At 74.3% G+C, this 18159-nt stretch carries 17 protein-coding genes and 1 pseudogene; 10 read left to right on the forward strand and 8 right to left on the reverse strand.

Features of this window, described 5'->3' with window-relative positions; translation table 11 throughout:
- On the reverse strand, window positions 1-702 hold a 702-nt coding region (locus ABT381_RS29290), incomplete at its 3' end, for an ABC transporter ATP-binding protein (RefSeq protein WP_351599589.1).
- A 74-nt stretch (window positions 703-776) separates the two neighbouring features.
- Window positions 777-1454 (reverse strand): AIM24 family protein, encoded by a 678-nt coding sequence (locus ABT381_RS29295; protein ID WP_351599590.1) that lies wholly within the window; start codon window positions 1452-1454, stop codon window positions 777-779.
- 97 nt (window positions 1455-1551) lie between these two features.
- Here ABT381_RS29295 and ABT381_RS29300 point away from each other — a divergent pair, with 97 nt between their 5' ends.
- Window positions 1552-2256, forward strand: coding sequence for an aminoacyl-tRNA hydrolase (locus ABT381_RS29300; RefSeq protein ID WP_351599591.1), 705 nt, complete (start codon window positions 1552-1554; stop codon window positions 2254-2256).
- Window positions 2257-2361: 105 nt separating this feature from the next.
- On the opposite strand, the gene ABT381_RS29305 is transcribed toward ABT381_RS29300, so the two are convergent.
- Window positions 2362-3129: a nuclease-related domain-containing protein gene (locus tag ABT381_RS29305; RefSeq protein WP_351599592.1), complete on the reverse strand. Its 768-nt coding sequence runs from the start codon at window positions 3127-3129 to the stop codon at window positions 2362-2364.
- A 218-nt stretch (window positions 3130-3347) separates the two neighbouring features.
- Between ABT381_RS29305 and ABT381_RS29310 the strand changes: the two genes are divergently transcribed.
- The 6 genes from ABT381_RS29310 to ABT381_RS29335 all read left to right on the forward strand — a co-directional run bounded on the left by ABT381_RS29310 (window position 3348) and on the right by ABT381_RS29335 (window position 10143).
- Window positions 3348-3986 (forward strand): NUDIX hydrolase, encoded by a 639-nt coding sequence (locus ABT381_RS29310; protein ID WP_351599593.1) that lies wholly within the window; start codon window positions 3348-3350, stop codon window positions 3984-3986.
- 163 nt (window positions 3987-4149) lie between these two features.
- The gene (locus ABT381_RS29315) at window positions 4150-4812 is read left to right on the forward strand and encodes a LysE family translocator (protein WP_351599594.1); all 663 of its coding nucleotides are present in this window, start codon (window positions 4150-4152) and stop codon (window positions 4810-4812) included.
- Between the two features lie 265 nt (window positions 4813-5077).
- Window positions 5078-6625 (forward strand): MbnB/TglH/ChrH family RiPP precursor modification enzyme, encoded by a 1548-nt coding sequence (locus ABT381_RS29320; protein ID WP_467754200.1) that lies wholly within the window; start codon window positions 5078-5080, stop codon window positions 6623-6625.
- Window positions 6626-6630: 5 nt separating this feature from the next.
- A complete protein-coding gene (locus tag ABT381_RS29325; RefSeq protein WP_351599596.1) occupies window positions 6631-7521 on the forward strand; it encodes a TIGR04222 domain-containing membrane protein in 891 nt (296 codons plus the stop codon).
- A gap of 148 nt (window positions 7522-7669) precedes the next feature.
- Window positions 7670-8422, forward strand: a complete 753-nt coding sequence (locus tag ABT381_RS29330) for a DUF4142 domain-containing protein (protein ID WP_351599597.1) — start codon at window positions 7670-7672, stop codon at window positions 8420-8422.
- Between the two features lie 164 nt (window positions 8423-8586).
- The gene (locus ABT381_RS29335) at window positions 8587-10143 is read left to right on the forward strand and encodes an alpha/beta hydrolase (RefSeq protein WP_351599598.1); all 1557 of its coding nucleotides are present in this window, start codon (window positions 8587-8589) and stop codon (window positions 10141-10143) included.
- Between the two features lie 69 nt (window positions 10144-10212).
- On the opposite strand, the gene hemQ is transcribed toward ABT381_RS29335, so the two are convergent.
- Window positions 10213-10953: a hydrogen peroxide-dependent heme synthase gene (gene hemQ / locus ABT381_RS29340; RefSeq protein WP_351599599.1), complete on the reverse strand. Its 741-nt coding sequence runs from the start codon at window positions 10951-10953 to the stop codon at window positions 10213-10215.
- A 2-nt stretch (window positions 10954-10955) separates the two neighbouring features.
- Complete coding sequence (gene hemG, locus ABT381_RS29345) at window positions 10956-12434, reverse strand: protoporphyrinogen oxidase (RefSeq protein WP_351599600.1); 1479 nt, start codon at window positions 12432-12434, stop codon at window positions 10956-10958.
- Between the two features lie 106 nt (window positions 12435-12540).
- Here hemG and ABT381_RS29350 point away from each other — a divergent pair, with 106 nt between their 5' ends.
- From ABT381_RS29350 to ABT381_RS29360, 3 genes are all read left to right on the forward strand, one after another.
- Window positions 12541-13311, forward strand: coding sequence for an IclR family transcriptional regulator (locus ABT381_RS29350; protein ID WP_351599601.1), 771 nt, complete (start codon window positions 12541-12543; stop codon window positions 13309-13311).
- Between the two features lie 186 nt (window positions 13312-13497).
- Window positions 13498-14547, forward strand: a complete 1050-nt coding sequence (locus tag ABT381_RS29355; protein WP_351599602.1) for an aromatic ring-hydroxylating dioxygenase subunit alpha — start codon at window positions 13498-13500, stop codon at window positions 14545-14547.
- A complete protein-coding gene (locus tag ABT381_RS29360; RefSeq protein WP_351599603.1) occupies window positions 14544-15524 on the forward strand; it encodes a PDR/VanB family oxidoreductase in 981 nt (326 codons plus the stop codon). Before ABT381_RS29355 ends, ABT381_RS29360 begins: the two co-directional genes overlap by 4 nt.
- A gap of 8 nt (window positions 15525-15532) precedes the next feature.
- Here the strand turns inward: ABT381_RS29360 and ABT381_RS29365 are convergent, their stop codons facing one another.
- The 3 genes and pseudogenes from ABT381_RS29365 to ABT381_RS29375 all read right to left on the reverse strand — a co-directional run.
- Window positions 15533-15766: a hypothetical protein gene (locus ABT381_RS29365; RefSeq protein WP_351599604.1), complete on the reverse strand. Its 234-nt coding sequence runs from the start codon at window positions 15764-15766 to the stop codon at window positions 15533-15535.
- A gap of 30 nt (window positions 15767-15796) precedes the next feature.
- Window positions 15797-16774 (reverse strand): hypothetical protein, encoded by a 978-nt coding sequence (locus ABT381_RS29370; protein ID WP_351599605.1) that lies wholly within the window; start codon window positions 16772-16774, stop codon window positions 15797-15799.
- Window positions 16771-18159 (reverse strand): annotated as a pseudogene (locus ABT381_RS29375) (hypothetical protein); the annotation flags it as partial. The gene ABT381_RS29370 and the pseudogene ABT381_RS29375, both read right to left, overlap by 4 nt.

Consider the following 18159-nt stretch of genomic DNA (forward strand, 5'->3'; position numbering starts at 1 on the left):
CGGGAGGCCGGGCGGCGGGGCGGCGCCGGGCGGGCCCTGCGCCACCACGGTCACGCGCGGCCCCGGGGTGGCGTCCGTCGCGTACGAGTGCGCGTCCTGCGGGCGCAGGCCCGCGTCCACGACCCGGTAGCAGGCATGCGCGGCGCCGGCCAGGCGGGCCGGGTCGTGGTCGACGAACACGACGGTGCCGCCGGCCGCGACGCGCTCGGCCACGGCGCGGTCGAGCGTGCCGCGCGCCGTGCCGTCCAGGCCGGTCCACGCCTCGTCCAGGACGAGCAGTTCGGGCTCGGCCAGCAGCGCCTGTACGACGGCGACCTTCTGGCTGGTGCCCTTGGAGAGCTCGGCGAGCGGCGTACGGGCGTGCCCCGCCGCCCCGAAGCGCTCCAGCCACTCGGTGGCCCGGCGGGCCGGCGCGGCACCGCGCAGCCCGTGGACGCGCCCGAGATGGCCGAGGTACTCCAGGGCCGTGAAGGGCAGGGCGGCGGGGAAGCGCTCCGGTACGTACGCGGCGCGCGGGCGTCCTGTGACGCGGCCCGTACTCGGTGCGTCGATCCCGGCGAGCATCCGGAGCAGCGTGGACTTGCCGCTGCCGTTCGTGCCCTCGATGCGCAGCAGGGACGCGCGCGGCACTTCGAGGTCGACGTGACGCAGCACCCAGGGGCCGCGCAGCCCGTAACGCCGCCCCACGTTGCGCAGCTTCATGCCCGTACCTTGTGCAGCTTCATCCCGGTGTTCGCCTTCGTGCCGGTGTCCGACTCAGTGCCCGGTCCCGCGCCTCAGCCGTTCGACGCCTGGCTGGGCTTGGCCTCGCTGGGCCGTACGATCACGAATCCCTCGCCGTCCAGGCGCAGCTGGACGGCCTCGCCCGAGCCGCCGCGGATCATCGACCCGACGCTCTGCGAGCGGTGCAGCGAGGTCTTCAGGGCGGCGCTCCAGCCGACCACCGCGTCGGTGTCCACGAAGACCGGCAGCTGCGGGCTGACGGGGATGACGATCGGGTTGCCCTCGCACATCACGCCGAGCTGGCCGTGCCCGGTGAACACGGAGTTGAAGAGCCCGCCGCCGGTCATTCCGGCGCCCTTCACGACCTTTATCTCGTAGGACAGCGTGGCGTCGAAGCACAGGATGTTGCGGCCGTTGAGGGTGATGCTGTCTCCGGGGGCGAGGTCGACGATGAAGCAGTTCTGTGCCTCGTGCGCGAACCACACCTCCCCCTGGCCGCGCACGGCCATCAGAGCCAGCCCCTCACCCGTGACCGCGCGCTTGAGGAACTTGCCCACCCCCTGGCCCTGCTTCTCGAACTGCAGGTTGCCGCGGAAGGCGACCATCGAGCCCTGGCGCGCGTAGCACTCGCCGTCCACCACGTACTTGACCGACTTGGCGTTCTGGAGGGTCATGCCCGGGGCGGTGGCCGCGGTGACCAAGTTCTCGGACGAGAAGAGTTCGCTCTGCATGGTGAGGATGATCGCCCGGAACGTTCCCCTCCGCCAAGGAGGCCCGGCAGACGGCTCCGCGCCGGGGATTGTCAGTGCCTGCTGGCAGACTGAAACCGTGAGCAGCACCGAGACCCACAGCACCGGTAATACCGAGACCGACCGCGACACGGCACCGCAGTTCGTGCTGCCGCTGGTCGTCCGGATGGAGAAGGCCGCACCGCCGGCGCGTACGGACGCGCTGGAGACGGCGGCGCGGGCGGTCCTCGTGCTGCTCTCGGACACGCGCTCGCTGGACGAGGGCGAGTGGGCCGCGGCCGTGCGGGACTGGCAGGACGCCCGCATCCGCAAGGTCGTACGGCGGGCCCGGGGCGCGGAGTGGCGCCGCGCGACGGAGCTGCCGGGCATCACGGTCACCGGCGATTCCGCCGAGGTGCGGGTCTTCCCGCCGGTGCCACTGGACGGCTGGCCCAAGGAGCTGGCCAAGCTCCAGGTGTCGGGTACGGAGCTGGACGACCCGGAGCCGCCGGGTGCGCCCGACGCGGCGGGGCCCGTGCTCTGGCTGAGCCCGGAGCTGGAGATGTCGGCGGGCAAGGCGATGGCCCAGGCGGGCCACGGCGCGCAGCTTGCATGGTGGGAGCTGTCCGGGCCCGAGCGCGCCGCCTGGCAGGCGGCCGGCTTCCCGCTGTCGGTGCGCACGGCGGAGCCGGACCGGTGGGCGGAGCTGACCCGCAGCGGCCTGCCCGTCGTCCGCGACGCGGGGTTCACGGAGATCGCCCCGGGTTCCTGCACGGTCGTCGCCGATCACCCGGCGCTGCGGTAGCCGCGGCGGACGGGACGGAAGGGGGGCGGAAGGGGGCGGATGAGGGACCGAACCGAGCGATGAGGCCACCCGGCCCCAGGCCCCGTTCCCCGTGATGGGCAGGCCTCAAACCCCCTGCCACGTGCGGCGGTTCCGGGCGACGGTGTGGACGCGGTCGGCGGTCGCGGGGGTCAGTACGCCGCCGATGGCGCCGAGCGCGGTGACCGCCTGCGCGCCGGCCACGAGGCGTACGTCCGCGTCGTCGCCCTTCGTCTCCGCGTCGCCAGGAGCCTCCGGCCCGGGCTGCTCCGGCAGCCGCTCTATGTGGCGCGGGCCGACGAGGACCAGTACGGGACGGGCGGGCACCGGGAAACCGCAGCCGCGGCTCAGGGCGTACGTCGCGCGCTCGGCGCGCTGCCGGCTCCGGCGCACGTACGGCTGCGGGCGCCGGCCGCGCCCCGGGCGCACGTCGGTGGCGTCGGCCCGTACGCGCGCGGCACGCACGTACTCCGTGGCGAGGCAGAAGACCCCGCCCGGCCCGATGAGCAGGTGGCTGATCTCGCTGCCGGGCGGCAGCGGCAGGGAGTGCAGCACGTGCCAGCCGCCGCGGCCCAGCCGCTCCAGCTCCGCGCCCACCGCGCACTCCGCGGCGAGCCGGCGCCGCCACTCGTCCTGTACGGGCCGCCGGCCCAGGAGCCGGGCCGCGAGGAGCGCGGGGCCGTCGAGGGGGTGAGCGGCCAGGTGGGTGCGGAGCACTTCCCCGGGGCGGTTCGGTGCGAGATCGTCGTCCGGCGGCAGAAAGAGCCGGTCGGGGTCGTCCGGCGGCAGGGAGAACCGGTCCGGGTCGTCCGGCGGCAGGAAGAACCGGTCCGGGTCGTCCGACGTCGGTTCCACGGACATCACCCCTCGCGCCCTCGTGCACCCCTCGCGCACCCCTCGCGGGACTCGCCTCCGGCGGGAGACCGCCGCGGCGCCGGATCCCGCCCCTCCCCCCATGGGACCAAGAGCCTGCGGCCCGGGCAAGAGCGAGTGAAGGTACGCAGAAGGAGCCGGTGAACGTCCACACAGGGGTGGGAACAGGCGTCCGGTCGTGGTACATCGTGATGATGCCGATGTCGACGTTGAAGGAAGCGGACCTCGCGGATCCGTCCCGGCTCGAAGCCGCCCTGCGCGCCAACCTCGCGGCCTTCGAACGGCGCGAGATCGCCGTGCCCGAGGGCGTGCGCCGCGCCGCTGTGTGCCTCACCGTGCTCCCGTACCGCGACGAGCCGCACGTCCTGGTGATCAAGCGGGCGCCGCGCGGCCGCAACGCCGGGCAGTGGGCGCTCCCCGGCGGCCGCCTGGACGAGGGCGAGACGGCGGAGGCGGCCGCGCTGCGGGAGCTGGCCGAGGAGACCTCGGTCGACGCCGGCCCCGAGGAGATCGCCGGGTACCTGGACGACTTCCGTACCGACTCCGGGTTCATCATCACGCCGCTGGTCGTCGTCCCACGCGGGCCGGCGCTGCCGCGGCCGGCCCCGGACGAGGTCCAGTCGGTGCACCACGTACCGCTGCGGCGGCTGCGGGAGCCGGACCTGCCGCGGTGGGTGACGGCCCCGGACGGCGGGCCGCTGCTGCAGATGCCGCTGCGCCCGGGGATGGTGATCCACGCGCCGACCGGTGCGCTGCTGTGGCAGTTCCGGGAGGTGGCCCTGCTCGGCCGCCCGACCCGGGTCGACACGGTGACCCAGCCGGAGTTCACCCGCCGGTAGCCGGGACCGGGCCGGACGCCCGGCGACGCAGACCGGAGGCCCCGCAGGACGAGCCGGGGCCCCGCAGCACGAGCCAGGGCCCCCGCAGCACGAGCCGGACGCAGAACCAGCCGGACACCCCGCGGCCGTCGTGGAGTCCGCCGGAGCACGTACCGTTCTTTACATGCTCACCTCACTCCTCGGCTTCACGGTCGTCGCCGCCCTGCTGACCGTCTCCCCCGGTCCGGACTTCGCGGTCGTGCTGCGCACCGCGCTCGGCTCGGGGCGGCGCGCCGCGCTGTGTTCCGCGCTCGGCATCGCGGCGGGCTGCTTCGTGTGGGGGCTGGCGGGCGCGGCCGGGCTGACGGCGATGCTGTCGGCGTCCCGGGTCGCGTACGACGGGCTGCGGATCGCGGGCGCCGCGTACCTGATGTGGCTCGGCTTCCAGGCGCTGCGCAGCGCGCGGCGCACCGCCACGGCGACCGCCGGGAGCAGCACGGCAGACGGCACGGTGGACAGCGCGGCGGCCCCCGAGGAACCGCAGACCCCGTGGCGCGCCTTCCGCACCGGGCTGCTGACGAACGTGCTCAACCCGAAGGTCGGCGTGGTGTACATGTCGCTGCTGCCGCAGTTCATCCCGCACGGCGCGCCGGTCGTGGCGACCACCCTGATGCTCGTCGCCGTCCACGCCGTACTGGGCGTCGTCTGGCTCGGCAGCGTCACCCTCGCCGTGCACCGCGCGCGGGCCGTCTTCCGCAGGCCGCGCGTCCGCCGCCGCCTCGAACAGCTCACCGGCACCGTCCTCTTCGGGCTCGGCGCCGCGGTGGCCGCCGAGACGGCCCGCTGACGCCGCGCCGGCGGCACCGGCCCCCCGTACGCTGCGGAAAGACGCGCAAAGACGGGGAAAAGCTCAGATCCGGCTCTGAACCCGGTCCGCCGATGGTTCGTCCTCCGCAGAGGGGTGATGAGTACGGAATACGCGGAGTCGGGAGTGGAGGGGGACCATGCAGCAGCCAGGGCACACCGGCCACCGGGGGCAGCAGCCAGGGCGCACCGGCCACCGGGGGCAGCAGCCGGGGCGTACGGACCACCGGGAGCGGCGGGCACGCCAGGTGCGGCTGGGTACCGGCATCGGCTGGCGGCCGGAGATCGCCGACGGCATCGCGCGGCTGCCCGGCATCGACTGGGTCGAGGTCGTCGCGGAGAACATCTGCCCCGGCCATCTGCCGCCCGCCCTGGAAGCGCTGCGCGCCCGCGGCACGACCGTCGTGCCGCACGGCGTCTCGCTCGGGCTGGGCGGCGCCGAGCGGCCGGACGCCGGACGGCTGGCCGCGCTGGCCGAGCGCGCCGAGGCGCTCGCCGCGCCCCTCGTCACCGAGCACATCGCCTTCGTACGGGCCGGGGGCGAGCCGACCGGCGGCCCGCGCATGGAGGCGGGGCATCTGCTGCCCGTACCGCGGACGTACGACGCGCTGGACGTGCTGTGCGAGAACGTACGCATCGCGCAGGACGCGCTGCCGGTACCGCTGGCGCTGGAGAACATCGCGGCGCTGGTCAACTGGCCGGGCGAGGAGCTGACCGAGGGACAGTTCCTCGCCGAACTCGTGGAGCGGACCGGCGTACGGCTGCTGATCGACGTGGCGAACCTGCACACCAACCACGTCAACCGGGGCGAGGACCCGGCGGCCGCGCTCGCCGCGCTGCCGGTGGAGGCGATCGCGTACGTCCACGTCGCGGGCGGTTTCGAGCGGGACGGGGTGTGGCACGACAGCCACGCCCACCCCGTGACGCAGCCGGTCCTGGACGTACTGGCCGAGCTGTGCGCCCGCGTCGGCCCGCCCGGCGTCCTCCTCGAACGCGACGAGAACTTCCCGGCGGCGGAGGAGCTCGCCGCCGAGCTGGACGCGATCCGGGCCGTCGTCGAAACGACCTCGCTGCGGGCCGCGCCCGCGCCCCGGCCCGAGCCGGAATCCGGCGACCGGACCGACCCGGCGTCCAAGGAGACCGACCCGCCGTCCAAGGGTGCCGGCCCGGCCTCCAAGAAGGCCGACCCGCCGTCCGAGCAGACCGAAGCGGCCCGCCCCCGGCTGGCCGCCGCGCAGGAGGAGCTGCTGGCGGCGCTGGTGGCGGGCGAGCCGGACCCCGCGGGGTTCGACGGGGAGCGGCTGGCCGTGCAGCGGCGCGCGCTGGCGGCCAAGCGCGCCGACGTGATCGCCGCGGTCGCGCCGGAGCTGCCCGGCATACTGGGCGCGGACTACCGCAGCGCCTTCCTGGACTACGCGCAGGGCCGGCCGATGCGGGGCGGCTACCGCCGCGACGCGCTGGACTTCGCCGGCCATCTGCTCGCCCTCGGCCTGCCGGCGCACCCCGCCGCGCGGCGGGAGCTGACACAGTGGTGGCGCGAGCGCTCGGGCCCCGTCCCGCCGTCGGCCCGCCCCGCCGCACGGCTGGCCCGGCTGGCCCGTAAGGTGACCGGCCTGCTGCCCCGGACGGGCCACGCGACGGCCGGCTCGCCGGACCGCCCCAAGGACGACGGTCCGGACCCGGGCGGTACGGCGGACGGCGGCCGGAGCGCACCCCTGGGCGTGCCGGCGGGCGCCTCGCGGGTGGAGTATGTCGACAGACCCCGGAGTGGGGACAGACCCCGGAGTGGGAGGTAATCACGTTGTCCTTCGCGCAGTTGGTGTACTGGGCCGTCGCCGCTTCCTCAGTGGTGCTCATCGCCGGTACGGTCCACACCCGCCGCGCCGCGCCGTCCCCCCGGACGGCGCTCGTCGACGTGCCCTCGCACGACCTCTGGGAGAACGCCTTCCTCGCCGGCGGTCCCGGCCGGGTCGCCGACGCGGCGATCGCCGGGATGCACGGCGATGGCCGGCTGGCGATCGGCGGCCCCGGAACGGTCACCGCGCGCCGCCCCGCCGTCTCGCACGACCCGGTCGAGTCCGCGGTGCTGGAAGCTCTCGCGCGCACGCCCGGCGGCTCGCTGACGCGGCTGCGCCCCACGGTCATGCGCAGCGCGGCCGTCCAGCAGATCGGCGACCGGCTGGCCGACCGCGGCCTGCTGCGCCGCCCGGAGGCGGGCCGGCGCTGGCGGCAGCTGGCCCGGCTGCAGATCGGCGCGTGCATGTGCGTCTTCTTCCTCGGCATCTTCCAGTCGGTGACGGGGGCGCTGGACGACGGCGCTCCGCAGTACCCGCAGAACATGCCGTTCGTGCTCAAGGTGACGCCCGCGGTGTTCGCGGGGATCTTCGTCGGCACGCTGTGCCGGAGCGCCGTGCGCCGCCGCATCACGAAGGCCGGCAAGCGGGCCCTGAAGCGGTTCCGTACGGCGAACAGGGCGGCCGTCGCCGGCCCGGCGGACCGGTCCGCCGCGCTCACCGTGGCCGTCGGCGGCGTGGCGGTGCTGGTGGACCGGGTACTGCGCGACCACCTGCTGGAGGCGCAGCGGGCAGCGGCCGGCAGCGCGGCGGCCGCGGCGGTGTCCTCGACCGGCCCGGGGGCCGACTGGAGCGCGGCCGGGGACAGCGCCGGGACGTGGTGCGGCTCGGGTAGCTGAACGCCCGCCAGAGCGGCCCCGGGGGCCTCCCCGGGCCCGGAAACCCGCCAACGTACCAACACCCGCCCCCCGTTGAGCGGGGTTCGGCGAACGGGGGGCGCGGGCCGGGCCGGCCCGATTAGCGTGCGGTGCCGCACCAGGAGGCACCATGCGATCCGTCACCGGAACCGGTCTCGTCGTCGCCGCACTCGTCGCGACGGCAGCCGCACTGCTCTTCCCCATCCTGTCCTTCGCCGGGCTGTCGGCGGCCGGCACCGACCCCGACGCGGGCACCGTGGCCACCCGCTCCGGCCCGCTCTCCGCGCTCGACCGCGACTTCGTGACCAAGGTACGGCTGGCCGGGCTGTGGGAGCTGCCGGCCGGGCAGCAGGCGGAGGAGCGCGGCACCACCAAGGCCGTACGGACCGCCGGCGAGCACCTCGTGACCGGGCACACCGAACTCGACCGGCACGTACGGGAGGTGGCCGCACAGCTCGGCGTCGACCTGCCCAACCAGCCCAACGACCAGCAGCGGGGCTGGCTGTCCGAGCTGGCGGCCGCGCGCGGCGCCGAGTACGACCAGAAGTTCGCCAACATCCTGCGGCTGGCGCACGGCAGGGTCTTCACGGTCGTCGCCCAGGTCCGCGCGACCACCCGCAACTCGCTGGTCCGCGGGCTGGCGGACGACGCCAACACGACCGTGCTCGACCACATCACCGTGCTCGAACGCACCGGTCTGGTGGACTTCGACGGCATCGCGCGGGACACGCAGGCGTCGAGCTCGCCGACGTCCCCGGCCGCGCCGCCGCCCGTACCGCCGACACCGTCGGCGCCGCCCGTACCGCCCGAGCCCGCCACCCCGTCCGCGACGTACTCGCTGCCGCCCGCCGCCTCGACGCCCGCGCCGGAGGGGAAGCACTGACCTCGGGGGAGCCACTCCGCGCTCCCGCACGGTCTCTTCCGGGGCATCCCTTCCGACACCGGCGCCCGGTGCTTTACATCATCAAGTCCCCACTCAAGTATCCCTTTTGTCACACACGGTGACGCCGTTCGGAGGCGGCACGGTGACCCACGAAGGGACGGCTTGTGAAGGCAGTAGCGTTGTTCGGCGCCATCGGGTCACTGGTCCTGGGCACACTGGCGGCCGCTCCGGCGGACGGCGCGGTGACCGGGCTCCCCACGCCCGTCCCGGAGAGGACCGCGCCCGCCCCGAAGAAGATCTCATGGGGCCGCTGCGCCCCCGTGGAGCACCTCCCGTCCGGCGTCGAGTGCGGCAAGGTCAGCGTCCCCCTGGACTACGCGCACCCCGAAGGCAAGAAGATCGACCTCACGGTCAGCAGGCGGCGCGCCAGTGGCCCCGCGCGCGAGCGGCAGGGCGCGCTGCTCTACAACCCCGGCGGCCCCGGCGGCTCCGCGATGGCCTTCCCCATGTACGCCGAGCTGCCCGAGTGGCGCCGCACGGCCAAGGCGTACGACTTCGTCGGCTACGCGCCGCGCGGGGTGGGGCGGTCGGCGCCGCTCTCGTGCGAGGACCCGAAGCAGTCCGCCAAGGCGCCCTCGGACAGCCCGGTGCACCCCTCCGAGCGCTTCAAGCAGCACAAGATCAAGGAGGCGCAGGAGTACGCGGCGGGCTGCGCGCGCCGGGCCGGCTCTGCGCTGCCGCACTACAACACGCTGAACAACGCGCGTGACCTGGAGATGCTGCGCGCGGCACTGGGCGAGAAGAAGCTCACCTTCATGGGCGCGTCGTACGGCACGTACCTCGGGGCCGTGTATGCGACGCTCTTCCCCGACCGCGTGCGCCGCATGGTCTTCGACAGCGTCGTGAACCCGGACCCGGACCAGATCTGGTACCGCAGCAACCTCGAACAGAACATCGCCTTCGAGGGCCGCTGGCACGACTGGCGCACCTGGGTGGCCAAGCACCACAAGACGTACCGCCTCGGCACGACGGCGGACGCGGTGGGGAAGTCGTACTACCGGGCGGCCGCGCAGCTGCGGCGCAAGCCGGCGGGCGGCAAGGTCGGCCCGGCCCAGCTCCAGTCCGCCTTCCTGACGGCCGGGTACAGCGACCACTACTGGCCCATCCGGGCCGCCGCGCTGTCCAAGTACCTCAAGGGCGACCCGAAGCCGCTGATCGCGCAGGCGGCGCCGGACCCGGCGGACGCGGCGCCGGACGAGAACGGCGACGCGGTCTACACGGCCGTGGAGTGCAATGACGCGGAGTGGCCGCGGGACTGGGCTACGTGGGACCGCGACAACACCCTCGTGGCCCAGGCCGCGCCGTTCGAGACCTGGGACAACGCGTGGATGAACCTGCCCTGCGCGTTCTGGCCCCGGCCGGTGCACACGTTGCAGCAGCGCCCGCTGGACGTCCGTACGGCTCCCGGGGCGCTGCCCCCGGTGCTGCTGCTGGCGGCGGAGCGGGACGGCGCCACGCCGTACGAGGGCGCGCTGGAGCTGCACCGCAGGCTGGCGGGGTCGACGCTGGTCACCGAGCGCGGCGCCGGCTCGCACGGCATCGCCTTCAGCGAGAACGACTGCGTGAACAAGTACACCGAGGACTATCTGCTCACCGGGCGGGTCCCGGAGCGGGATGCGTTCTGCAAGCCGCACAAGGAGCCCGAGCCCGGCGAGGAGTGAGACCGGTGACCGGCCGGTGCGGAGTCCGGCCCGCCGGGCGTGGGCCGGTCGGGCCGGCCCGATGGCCGGTCAGGCCAGCCCGGCCACCAGCTCCGAGACCGGCTTGCGGCGGCCGGTGTAGAACGGGATCTCCTCACGGACGTGCCGCCGCGCCTCGGAGCCGCGCAGGTGCCGCATGAGGTCGACGATGCGGTACAGCTCGTCCGCCTCGAACGCGAGGATCCACTCGTAGTCGCCGAGCGAGAACGACGGCACGGTGTTGGCGCGCACGTCCGGGAAGCCGCGGGCCATCTTGCCGTGGTCCGCGAGCATCCGGCGGCGGTCCTCGTCGGGGAGGAGGTACCAGTCGTACGAGCGCACGAACGGGTAGACGCTCACGTAGTCGCGCGCCTCCTCGTCGGCCAGGAAGGCCGGGATGTGCGACTTGTTGAACTCGGCGGGGCGGTGCAGCGCCATGTTCGACCAGACCGGCTCCAGGGCGCGGCCGAGCTTGGTGCGGCGGAAGAGGTTGTACGCCTCCTGGAGCGCGTCCGAGCTCTCCGAGTGCCACCAGATCATGATGTCGGCGTCGGCGCGCAGCCCGGACACGTCGTACGTGCCGCGGACCACCACGTCCTTGGCGGCGAGCTGCTCGAACAGCTCGTCGACCTCCTCGGCGTAGCCGCTGCGGTCCTCCGGAAGGACGGCACGCAGCTTGAACACCGACCAGAGGGTGTAGCGGATGACCTCGTTGAGGTCCTTCGCCTTCTTGCCGGCATTCGGGGTCTTCTCGGGCGCGGGCCCAGGGGTGGCGTCAGTCATGTCGTCCATTCTCACTCGTCGACCGGAATGCCCGGCGTCAGGGTGGCCAGTACTGCGTCGGCGGCCTTCGTGGCGCTCGCGATGCAGGCCGGGATGCCGACGCCCTCGTAGAGCGCGCCGCACACCCGGAGGCCGGGGAGCCGGCCGACGGCCTCGTGGATACGGGCCACCCGCGCCAGGTGGCCGACCGGGTACTGCGGCAGGCCGCCGTCCCATCGGGTGACCGTCGTGTCGACCGGCCGCGCGGCCAGCCCGACCGCCGCCCCGAGGTCGCGCAGCGACAGGTCCACCAGCTCGGCGTCCTCGCGCGCCAGGTCGGCGGTGTCACCGTGGCGCCCGATCGAGGTGCGCAGCACGAAGAGGTCCGGGTCAGCGGCGTCGATCCAGCCCCACTTGTTGCTCGCGAACGTGGCCGCCTTGATCTTGTGGCCGTCGACCGGCGGGACGAGGAAGCCGCTGCCGGTGAGCTGCCGCTCGACGTCGGCGCGCCGGAAGGCCATGGTGACCAGGGCCATGGAGGCGTACTCGACGCCGTCCAGCTCCATGGCGGCGGCGGGGCTCGCGTGGCGGAGGATGCGCGCCGCGGCGGGCGCGGGGCAGGCCAGCACGACGGCGTCGGCCGTCAGGACCCGGCCCTCGGTGTGGATCTCCCACCCCTCCTCGCCGGTCCGCCGCACGTCGCGCACGTCCGTGTGCAGGTGGATCTCGCCGCCCTTGGCCCGTACCGCGTCGGCGACCGCGTCCGGCAGCGTGCCGATGCCGCCGTCGATGCCCATGAAGACCGGCCCCGCTGCGGCCGGCCCGGTCTGGTGGACGGTGGCGGCGGTGCGCGCCTGAATGGCGCGCACGCCCTCCGTCAGGGAGCGGTGATCCCGCGCGGCCTCGAAGAGCTGCGGTACTGCGGCCCGCATGGAGATGCGGTACGCGTCGCCCGCGTACACCCCGCCCAGCAGCGGCTCGATCAGCCGGTCGACGACCTCTCGACCCAGCCGCTCGGCCACGTACGCGCCGACCGCGACGTCCTCGCCGACCTCGGTGCGCGGCAGCTCCGCGTCCTCCTCGATGCGCGCGAGGCCCGCCTCGGAGAGCACACCGGAGGCGGCGAGCGGCGCCGGGTCGCCGGGCACGCCCATGACGTGCCCCTTGGGCATCGGGCGCAGGGCGCCACGGGTCCACAGGGAGGCGGTCGCGGTGGACGGCGGCTGCAGCCGGTCGCCGAGGCCGACGGCCCGGGCGAGCGCCACCGCCTCCGGGCGCCGGGCGAGCATCGACTCGGCGCCGAGGTCGACCGGTACGCCCGCGACCGCGCCGGCCTTCAGCTTGCCGCCGAGCCGCCCGGACGCCTCCAGTACGGTCACCCGCGCGCCGCCGTCGAGCGCGCGGTGCGCGGCTGCCAGACCCGAGATGCCGCCGCCGATCACGACGACGTGGCCGGGCGCGTGGCCCGTACGACCGGGCGCGTGGCCCGTACCGGTGTGCGCTGTGCTCATGCTCCCACTCTCTCAGAGCCCGGCGGGGGCCCGGCCCTGGGAGCCTCTCCGGGGCTCCACTATGCTCGCGGCTTCACGTACGGGCGAGCGGAGGCGGGGTGGCGCGATGGCCCCGCGCGATCCGCAGGCCGGGCACGGGAGCGGGCGATCGGCCGCCGACCGGGTGCTCGCGCTGCTCGGGGCCTTCGACGACGCGCACCGCAGCCTGACCCTGACCGCGCTGGCCCGCCGGGCCGGCCTGCCGCTGGCCACCGCGCACCGGTTCGCGGGCAAGCTGACGGAGTGGGGCGCGCTGGAACGCCGCGCGGACGGCCGGTACGAGATCGGGCTGCGGCTGTGGGAGATCGCGGTGCTCGCGCGGCGCGGCGTGGGGCTGCGGCAGGCCGCGCTGCCCTTCATGGAGGACCTCTACGAAGCGACGCACGAGAACGTCCAACTCGCCGTACGGGACGGCCTGGAGACGGTGTACATCGAGCTGATCTCGGGGCGCTCCGCGGTCGGGGTGCGCACGCGGGTCGGCGCGCGCTGGCCGCTGCACGCCACCGGTGTGGGCCTCGCGCTCCTGGCGTACGCGCCGCCCTCCGTGGTCGCGCAGGTGTGTGCCGCGCCGCTGCGCCGCTTCACCGAGCGCACCATCGGCGACCCCGCGCTGCTGCGTTCCGTGCTCGCGGGCGTGCGCACGTCCGGAGTGGCGGTCAGCGAGCGGCAGATCACGATGGACGCGGTGTCCGTGGCGGCGCCCGTCCGGGGGCCCGACGGCCGGGCGGTGGCCGCGCTGTCGGTCGTCGTCCCGGTGAGCGAGGGCCGCGCGGCCCTGCTCGCGCCCGCGGTACGCGTCGCCGCACAGGGCATCTCGCGCAGCCTGCCCGTTCTCTGACCATCCCCTTGCGCATAAGAGGGGCGGCTTACGCAGAGGAGGCGCGGCGCGCAACCCCCGTGCACGCATGTTTCCAGCTACTGGAAGAGGGCCTTGCCGCTCTCCGGGGCGCCGCACAATCTGTGGCGACACCCGGGGCCGCCCGGGTGCCCCGAGTGCAGGACTGTGCGTCAAGGAGGCCGCGCCATGCCCGTTCCCACCGCATTCGCCCGCGACCAGTGGTACGTCGCCGCGTACGGCAGCGAGGTCGGCGGCGAGGAGATCCTCGCCCGCACGGTCTGCGGCGAGCCGCTGGCGCTCTACCGCACGCCCGAGGGCGAGGCCGTCGCGCTCGCCGACCGCTGCGTCCACCGCCGCTACCCGCTCTCCGAAGGCGCGCTGGAGGACGGCCGGCTGGTCTGCGGGTACCACGGCTTCGCCTACGACCGGGCCGGCGCCTGCGTCTCGGTACCGGGTCAGGCCCGGGTCCCGCGTACCGCGCGCGTCGCCTCGTATCCCCTCGCCGAGCTGGACGGCTTCGTGTGGGTGTGGATCGGTGACCCGGCGCGCGCGGACGTGTCCGCCGTGCCGCGCGCCCCCTGGCTCGCGGACCCGGAGTGGACCGTCGTACGCGGCATGGAACCGCTCAAGGCCCGCTACGGGCTGCTCATCGACAACCTCCTCGACCTCTCCCACGAGACGTTCCTGCACGCCGGGTACATCGGCACGCCGGAGGTCGCCGAGACACCGATCACCACCGAGGCCGACGAAGAGCGCGGCATCGTCCGGGTGAGCCGGCACATGGACGACGCCGAGTGCCCGCCCTTCTACGCCGACTCCACGGGCCTGAAGGGCCGCGTCAGCCGCTGGCAGGACATCGAGTACCACGCGCCCTGCCTGTACTTGCTGCACAGCCGGATCGCTCCCGTCGGCTCGGTACCGGGCACGGACGGCAGCGACCCGGACGCCTTCCACACCGAGATCGCGTACGCCATCACCCCGTCCACCGAGACCACCACGTACGACTTCTGGCTGGTGGCGCGGGACTTCGCGCGCGAGGACGAGGGCGTGAGCAGCTTCCTGCACGAGTTCAACCGCACCGTCGTCCTCCAGGACGTGACGGCGCTGGACATCCTCGAGAAGGTCATGGCCGAGGAAGAGGGCCGCCGGGTACAGGAGTTGAGCATCGGCATCGACGCGGGCGGGCTGGCCGCGCGGCGGGTACTGGAGCGGATGATCGCGGGGTCGGCACGATGACCGACGCCTCCCTCGACCCCCTCATTCCCCTCGACCTGGTCGTCGCGCGCAAGCGGGCCGTCGCCGAGGGCGTGTGCGAGCTGTCGCTGCGCCGCCCGGACGGCGGCGCGCTGCCCGCCTGGACGCCCGGCGCCCATCTGGACCTGCACCTCGCGCCGGGCCTGGCCCGCTCGTACTCGCTGTGCGGGGATCCGGCCGTACGGGCGGAGTGGCGGATCGCGGTGCTGCGCGAGGCCGCGGGCACCGGCGGCTCGGCGTACGTGCACGACCGGCTCGCACCGGGTGACCGGATCACCGCCTCGGCCCCCCGCAACCTCTTCCCCTTCGAACCCCCGTCCGCTCCCCCCACCCGCTGCCTCTTCCTCGCCGGCGGCATCGGCATCACCCCGCTGCTCCCGATGATCGCCCGCGCGCAGGCCGCGGGCGCCGACTGGCGGCTGCTGTACGGCGGCCGGAGCCGCGCCTCGATGGCGTACGCCGACCGGCTCGCCGCACACGGGGAGCGCGTCACGCTGCGCCCGGAGGACGAGTACGGGCTGCTGGACCTGGCGGGCTTCCTCCGGGACGCGCACCCGGACACCCTCGTGTACGCCTGCGGACCCGAGGCACTGCTGGCCGCGGCGGAGGCTCAGTGCCGAGCGGCAGGGCTGCCCGAGGGCGCGCTGCGGGTCGAGCGCTTCCGCCCGGCGCCCACCGACGACGGCACGGACACGGCCTTCGACGTGGAGCTGGCCGACTCGGGCCGCACCGTACGCGTGCCGCCGGGCCGTTCGATCCTGGAGGCGGTCGAGGACGCCGGGGTACAGGTCCTGTCGTCCTGCCGCGCGGGCACCTGCGGCACCTGCGAGACCGAGGTCCTGGCCGGCACCCCCGACCACCGCGACCAGCTGCTCACGGACGCGGAACGGGCGGCGGGCGACACGATGCTCATCTGCGTGTCCCGCTGCCACGGCCCACGCCTGAAGCTGGCGCTCTGACCGCTCCGTCAACGGTCCTTGCGCCAGTCCTTCGTAAGCCGCCCCTCGTCGTCCCACCGGCGCTCCTCCAGCATCCGGAAACCGTCGTCGGAGAACAGCAGTCCGTCGAGGTAGGCATCCACGCTGACCACGACCCCGCCCAACCGCTCCTCGGCCTCCCCCGTGAACAATTCCCCGCGGTACAGCAGCCGCTGCCCGTGGTCCATGTCCACGTCGGGATCATCGATATCGATGCGCTTCATCCCCATCCCTCCGGTCCCGCCCGGCGCGGCTCAGTCCTCCTGGGCCAGGTCGCGCAGGGCGGGCAGGGGACGGACGCTCGGGGTGGCGCTCGCACCGGTCAGTTCGGCGAGGGCGCGGGACGGGGACAGTCCGCGGGCGTATGCGTCGGCCAGTCGGTCCAGCAGTGCCAGGCCCTGCCGTCGGCCCTCGTCGTCGGCGGCGGCCCGCGGCTCAAAGCTCGCGGCGTTGTCCGCGTCGGAGGCCCAGAGGTAGCCGAGTACGCCGTGCTCGCCCCGGACGGGCACGTACTGCACGTCACCGCTGGTCGTGCGCCGGTAGCCCGGACGGAATGAGGGCAGCTGCCGGAAGACCTCGGTCCGGGAGGGGATTTCGAAGCGGGTCCACACGTCGGACGGGGTGCCGTCCGGCTCGCGGCGGTTTTCCACGCCGGTCTCGGTCGGCTTCCCGAAGTAGGTCGGGTCGTCCGGTTCGGTCTCCGACTCCAGCGCCTTCTCCAGACCGCGCAGGACCGCGGCCAGCCGTGGCGCGTTGGCCTCGTACACGGCGGGCTGCGGACGGCCCCTCAGGTCGTACGGCATCCAGACGTCCGCGCACGTGACCAGGTCCACGCTCACGAAGTCCGCGGCCGCATGGGCGCCGAGCCGTAGCAGGCTCTCCTCGCGTACCTCCCCGTCCGGTCCGGCCACCGTGCCGGTGCAGGCAATGTCGGCCGACACCCCGCCGAGCGCGCCGGGGCGCAGGGCGGCCCGCACCTGACGGGCGAGCTCCTCGGCGCTCTCGGCCGGGCTGCCCGCGCCGGCCGCGGCCAGCTCACCCTGGAAGAGGTACGTGTTGGTCCTTCCCGCCTCCTTCACGGAGACGCGTACCGTCGGCGCGCCGTCCGCGAGCCGGTGCTCGGCCAGTACGGACCGGGCGGTCAGGAGGTCGCGGAGGCACAGCAGGAGCGCGTCCGCCGATTCGTCGTCGCGGCCCCAGTCCCAGCGGGCCACAGGTGTGCTAGCGATCACAGCGTTCCCTCCGGCATGAACGTGCCCCCGTCGCGCGGGACGAAGAGGATACCGTCCGGTGAGCGGACGACGAACTGCACGCCATCGAAGTCGTACCCCTTCTGGAACCGCCCGATCTGGGTGGCCATCTCGGCCCTCGACGCCTTCGTTTCGACCACGAACGTCTGCACGTCCGCATGTGAATCGGTGAGCTGGCCGATCTTCTTGAAGATGTTACGGGTGACCTTGGCCGGATCGGCGGGCGAGTCAGGTCCGGTCATGTCCTTGAACTGCCAGCCGTGGACGTTACCGTCCGCGTCCCGTGCCATGAGGTCGAGGTCGGTCTTGGGCTCGGTGAACACGCCGGGCTTGATCTCGTGCCCGCCCTGCTTGATTTCGAACGAGATATCGGTGAGCCCGCTGTCGTGCAGCCGGTTCGCCAGCCGGATCTGTTCCAGGCAGCCGGAGATCTCCCCCTTTCCGGTCAGTGCGGACACCACATTGGAGAAATTCGGGGCATCCCGGAACCGTCCCGAAGCAATGGTGTCGGCGATTTCGCGGCCCGCGGGGTGGTCGGCCAGGTTGTCCAGGATGCGGTCCACGTCACCGTGCTTGACCGCCGTGCCCCGTACCTGGTCCCGGACCTGCTGCTCCGTCTCGCTGCCGCGCTCGAGCGGACCGGAGTCGTCCGGATGACGCTCCCAGCCTTCCGGCCCGTCCGGCCCGCCGGGGCCGTGCGGTACCTCGGGCCCGTCCGGTCCGCCGCCTCCGGGGCCGCTTTCACCACCGGTACCGCCAGGCGTCTCGTGGCCGCCCGGACCTTCACCGTGCGCGCCCGGGTGGCCTTCGTGGCCGCCCGCGCCGGGACCGTCGTGGCCACCGGACGGCGGACCGTCGTGCTCGCCCGCAGGACCGTCGCCGTGGCCGCCCGGGTGGCTGCCGCCCGAGGGCGGTTCGTGGCCGGCCGAGGGGCCGTGGCCGAGGTCGTGCGCGGTCCCGCCCGGGAGGTGGTCGGCCGTGCCGCCGGGGGCGTGGCCGCCGGGGGCGTCGCCCACGTGCCCCGACGGGGTGGTCGCGTCGTCGCCGAGGCGGCCCGCGTCGGCGAGGTCGAAGCTGCCGCCCAGGCGGACGTGGCCCGCGTTGTCGGCGGCGTGTACAGCGGCGCCCGCCATGGCCGGGACCTTGGCCGGACTGTCCGCATCCACATGCGGTACGTCCGAGCCGGCGGGCCGGTCGACGTTCGGCGAACCCTCCTTGGGGGCGTTGTCGATGCTGTCCAGGACGTTGCCGTGCTGGTCGAGGACGTTGCCGTCGCCGTCGAAGTACCGGGCCGGCTCGCCGGGGTTCGTGGGCAGCTTGGTGGCGTTCTCCGGCAGCGCCGGGACGTCGTCGGGCAGCCGTACGTT

It is taken from the genome of Streptomyces sp. NPDC000151 (assembly GCF_040301705.1).
In the GTDB taxonomy this organism is placed as follows: Bacteria; Actinomycetota; Actinomycetes; order Streptomycetales; family Streptomycetaceae; genus Streptomyces.

What these genes read in the sequence shown, in the direction of transcription:
- ABT381_RS29295 (WP_351599590.1), bottom strand. Translation starts at nt 1,454, where the DNA reads ATGCAGAGCGAACTCTTCTCGTCCGAGAACTTGGTCACCGCGGCCACC.
- ABT381_RS29310 (WP_351599593.1), top strand. Translation starts at nt 3,348, where the DNA reads ATGTCGACGTTGAAGGAAGCGGACCTCGCGGATCCGTCCCGGCTCGAA.
- ABT381_RS29315 (WP_351599594.1), top strand. Translation starts at nt 4,150, where the DNA reads ATGCTCACCTCACTCCTCGGCTTCACGGTCGTCGCCGCCCTGCTGACC.
- ABT381_RS29330 (WP_351599597.1), top strand. Translation starts at nt 7,670, where the DNA reads ATGCGATCCGTCACCGGAACCGGTCTCGTCGTCGCCGCACTCGTCGCG.
- hemQ (WP_351599599.1), bottom strand. Translation starts at nt 10,953, where the DNA reads ATGGACGACATGACTGACGCCACCCCTGGGCCCGCGCCCGAGAAGACC.
- hemG (WP_351599600.1), bottom strand. Translation starts at nt 12,434, where the DNA reads ATGAGCACAGCGCACACCGGTACGGGCCACGCGCCCGGTCGTACGGGC.
- ABT381_RS29350 (WP_351599601.1), top strand. Translation starts at nt 12,541, where the DNA reads ATGGCCCCGCGCGATCCGCAGGCCGGGCACGGGAGCGGGCGATCGGCC.
- ABT381_RS29355 (WP_351599602.1), top strand. Translation starts at nt 13,498, where the DNA reads ATGCCCGTTCCCACCGCATTCGCCCGCGACCAGTGGTACGTCGCCGCG.
- ABT381_RS29360 (WP_351599603.1), top strand. Translation starts at nt 14,544, where the DNA reads ATGACCGACGCCTCCCTCGACCCCCTCATTCCCCTCGACCTGGTCGTC.
- ABT381_RS29365 (WP_351599604.1), bottom strand. Translation starts at nt 15,766, where the DNA reads ATGAAGCGCATCGATATCGATGATCCCGACGTGGACATGGACCACGGG.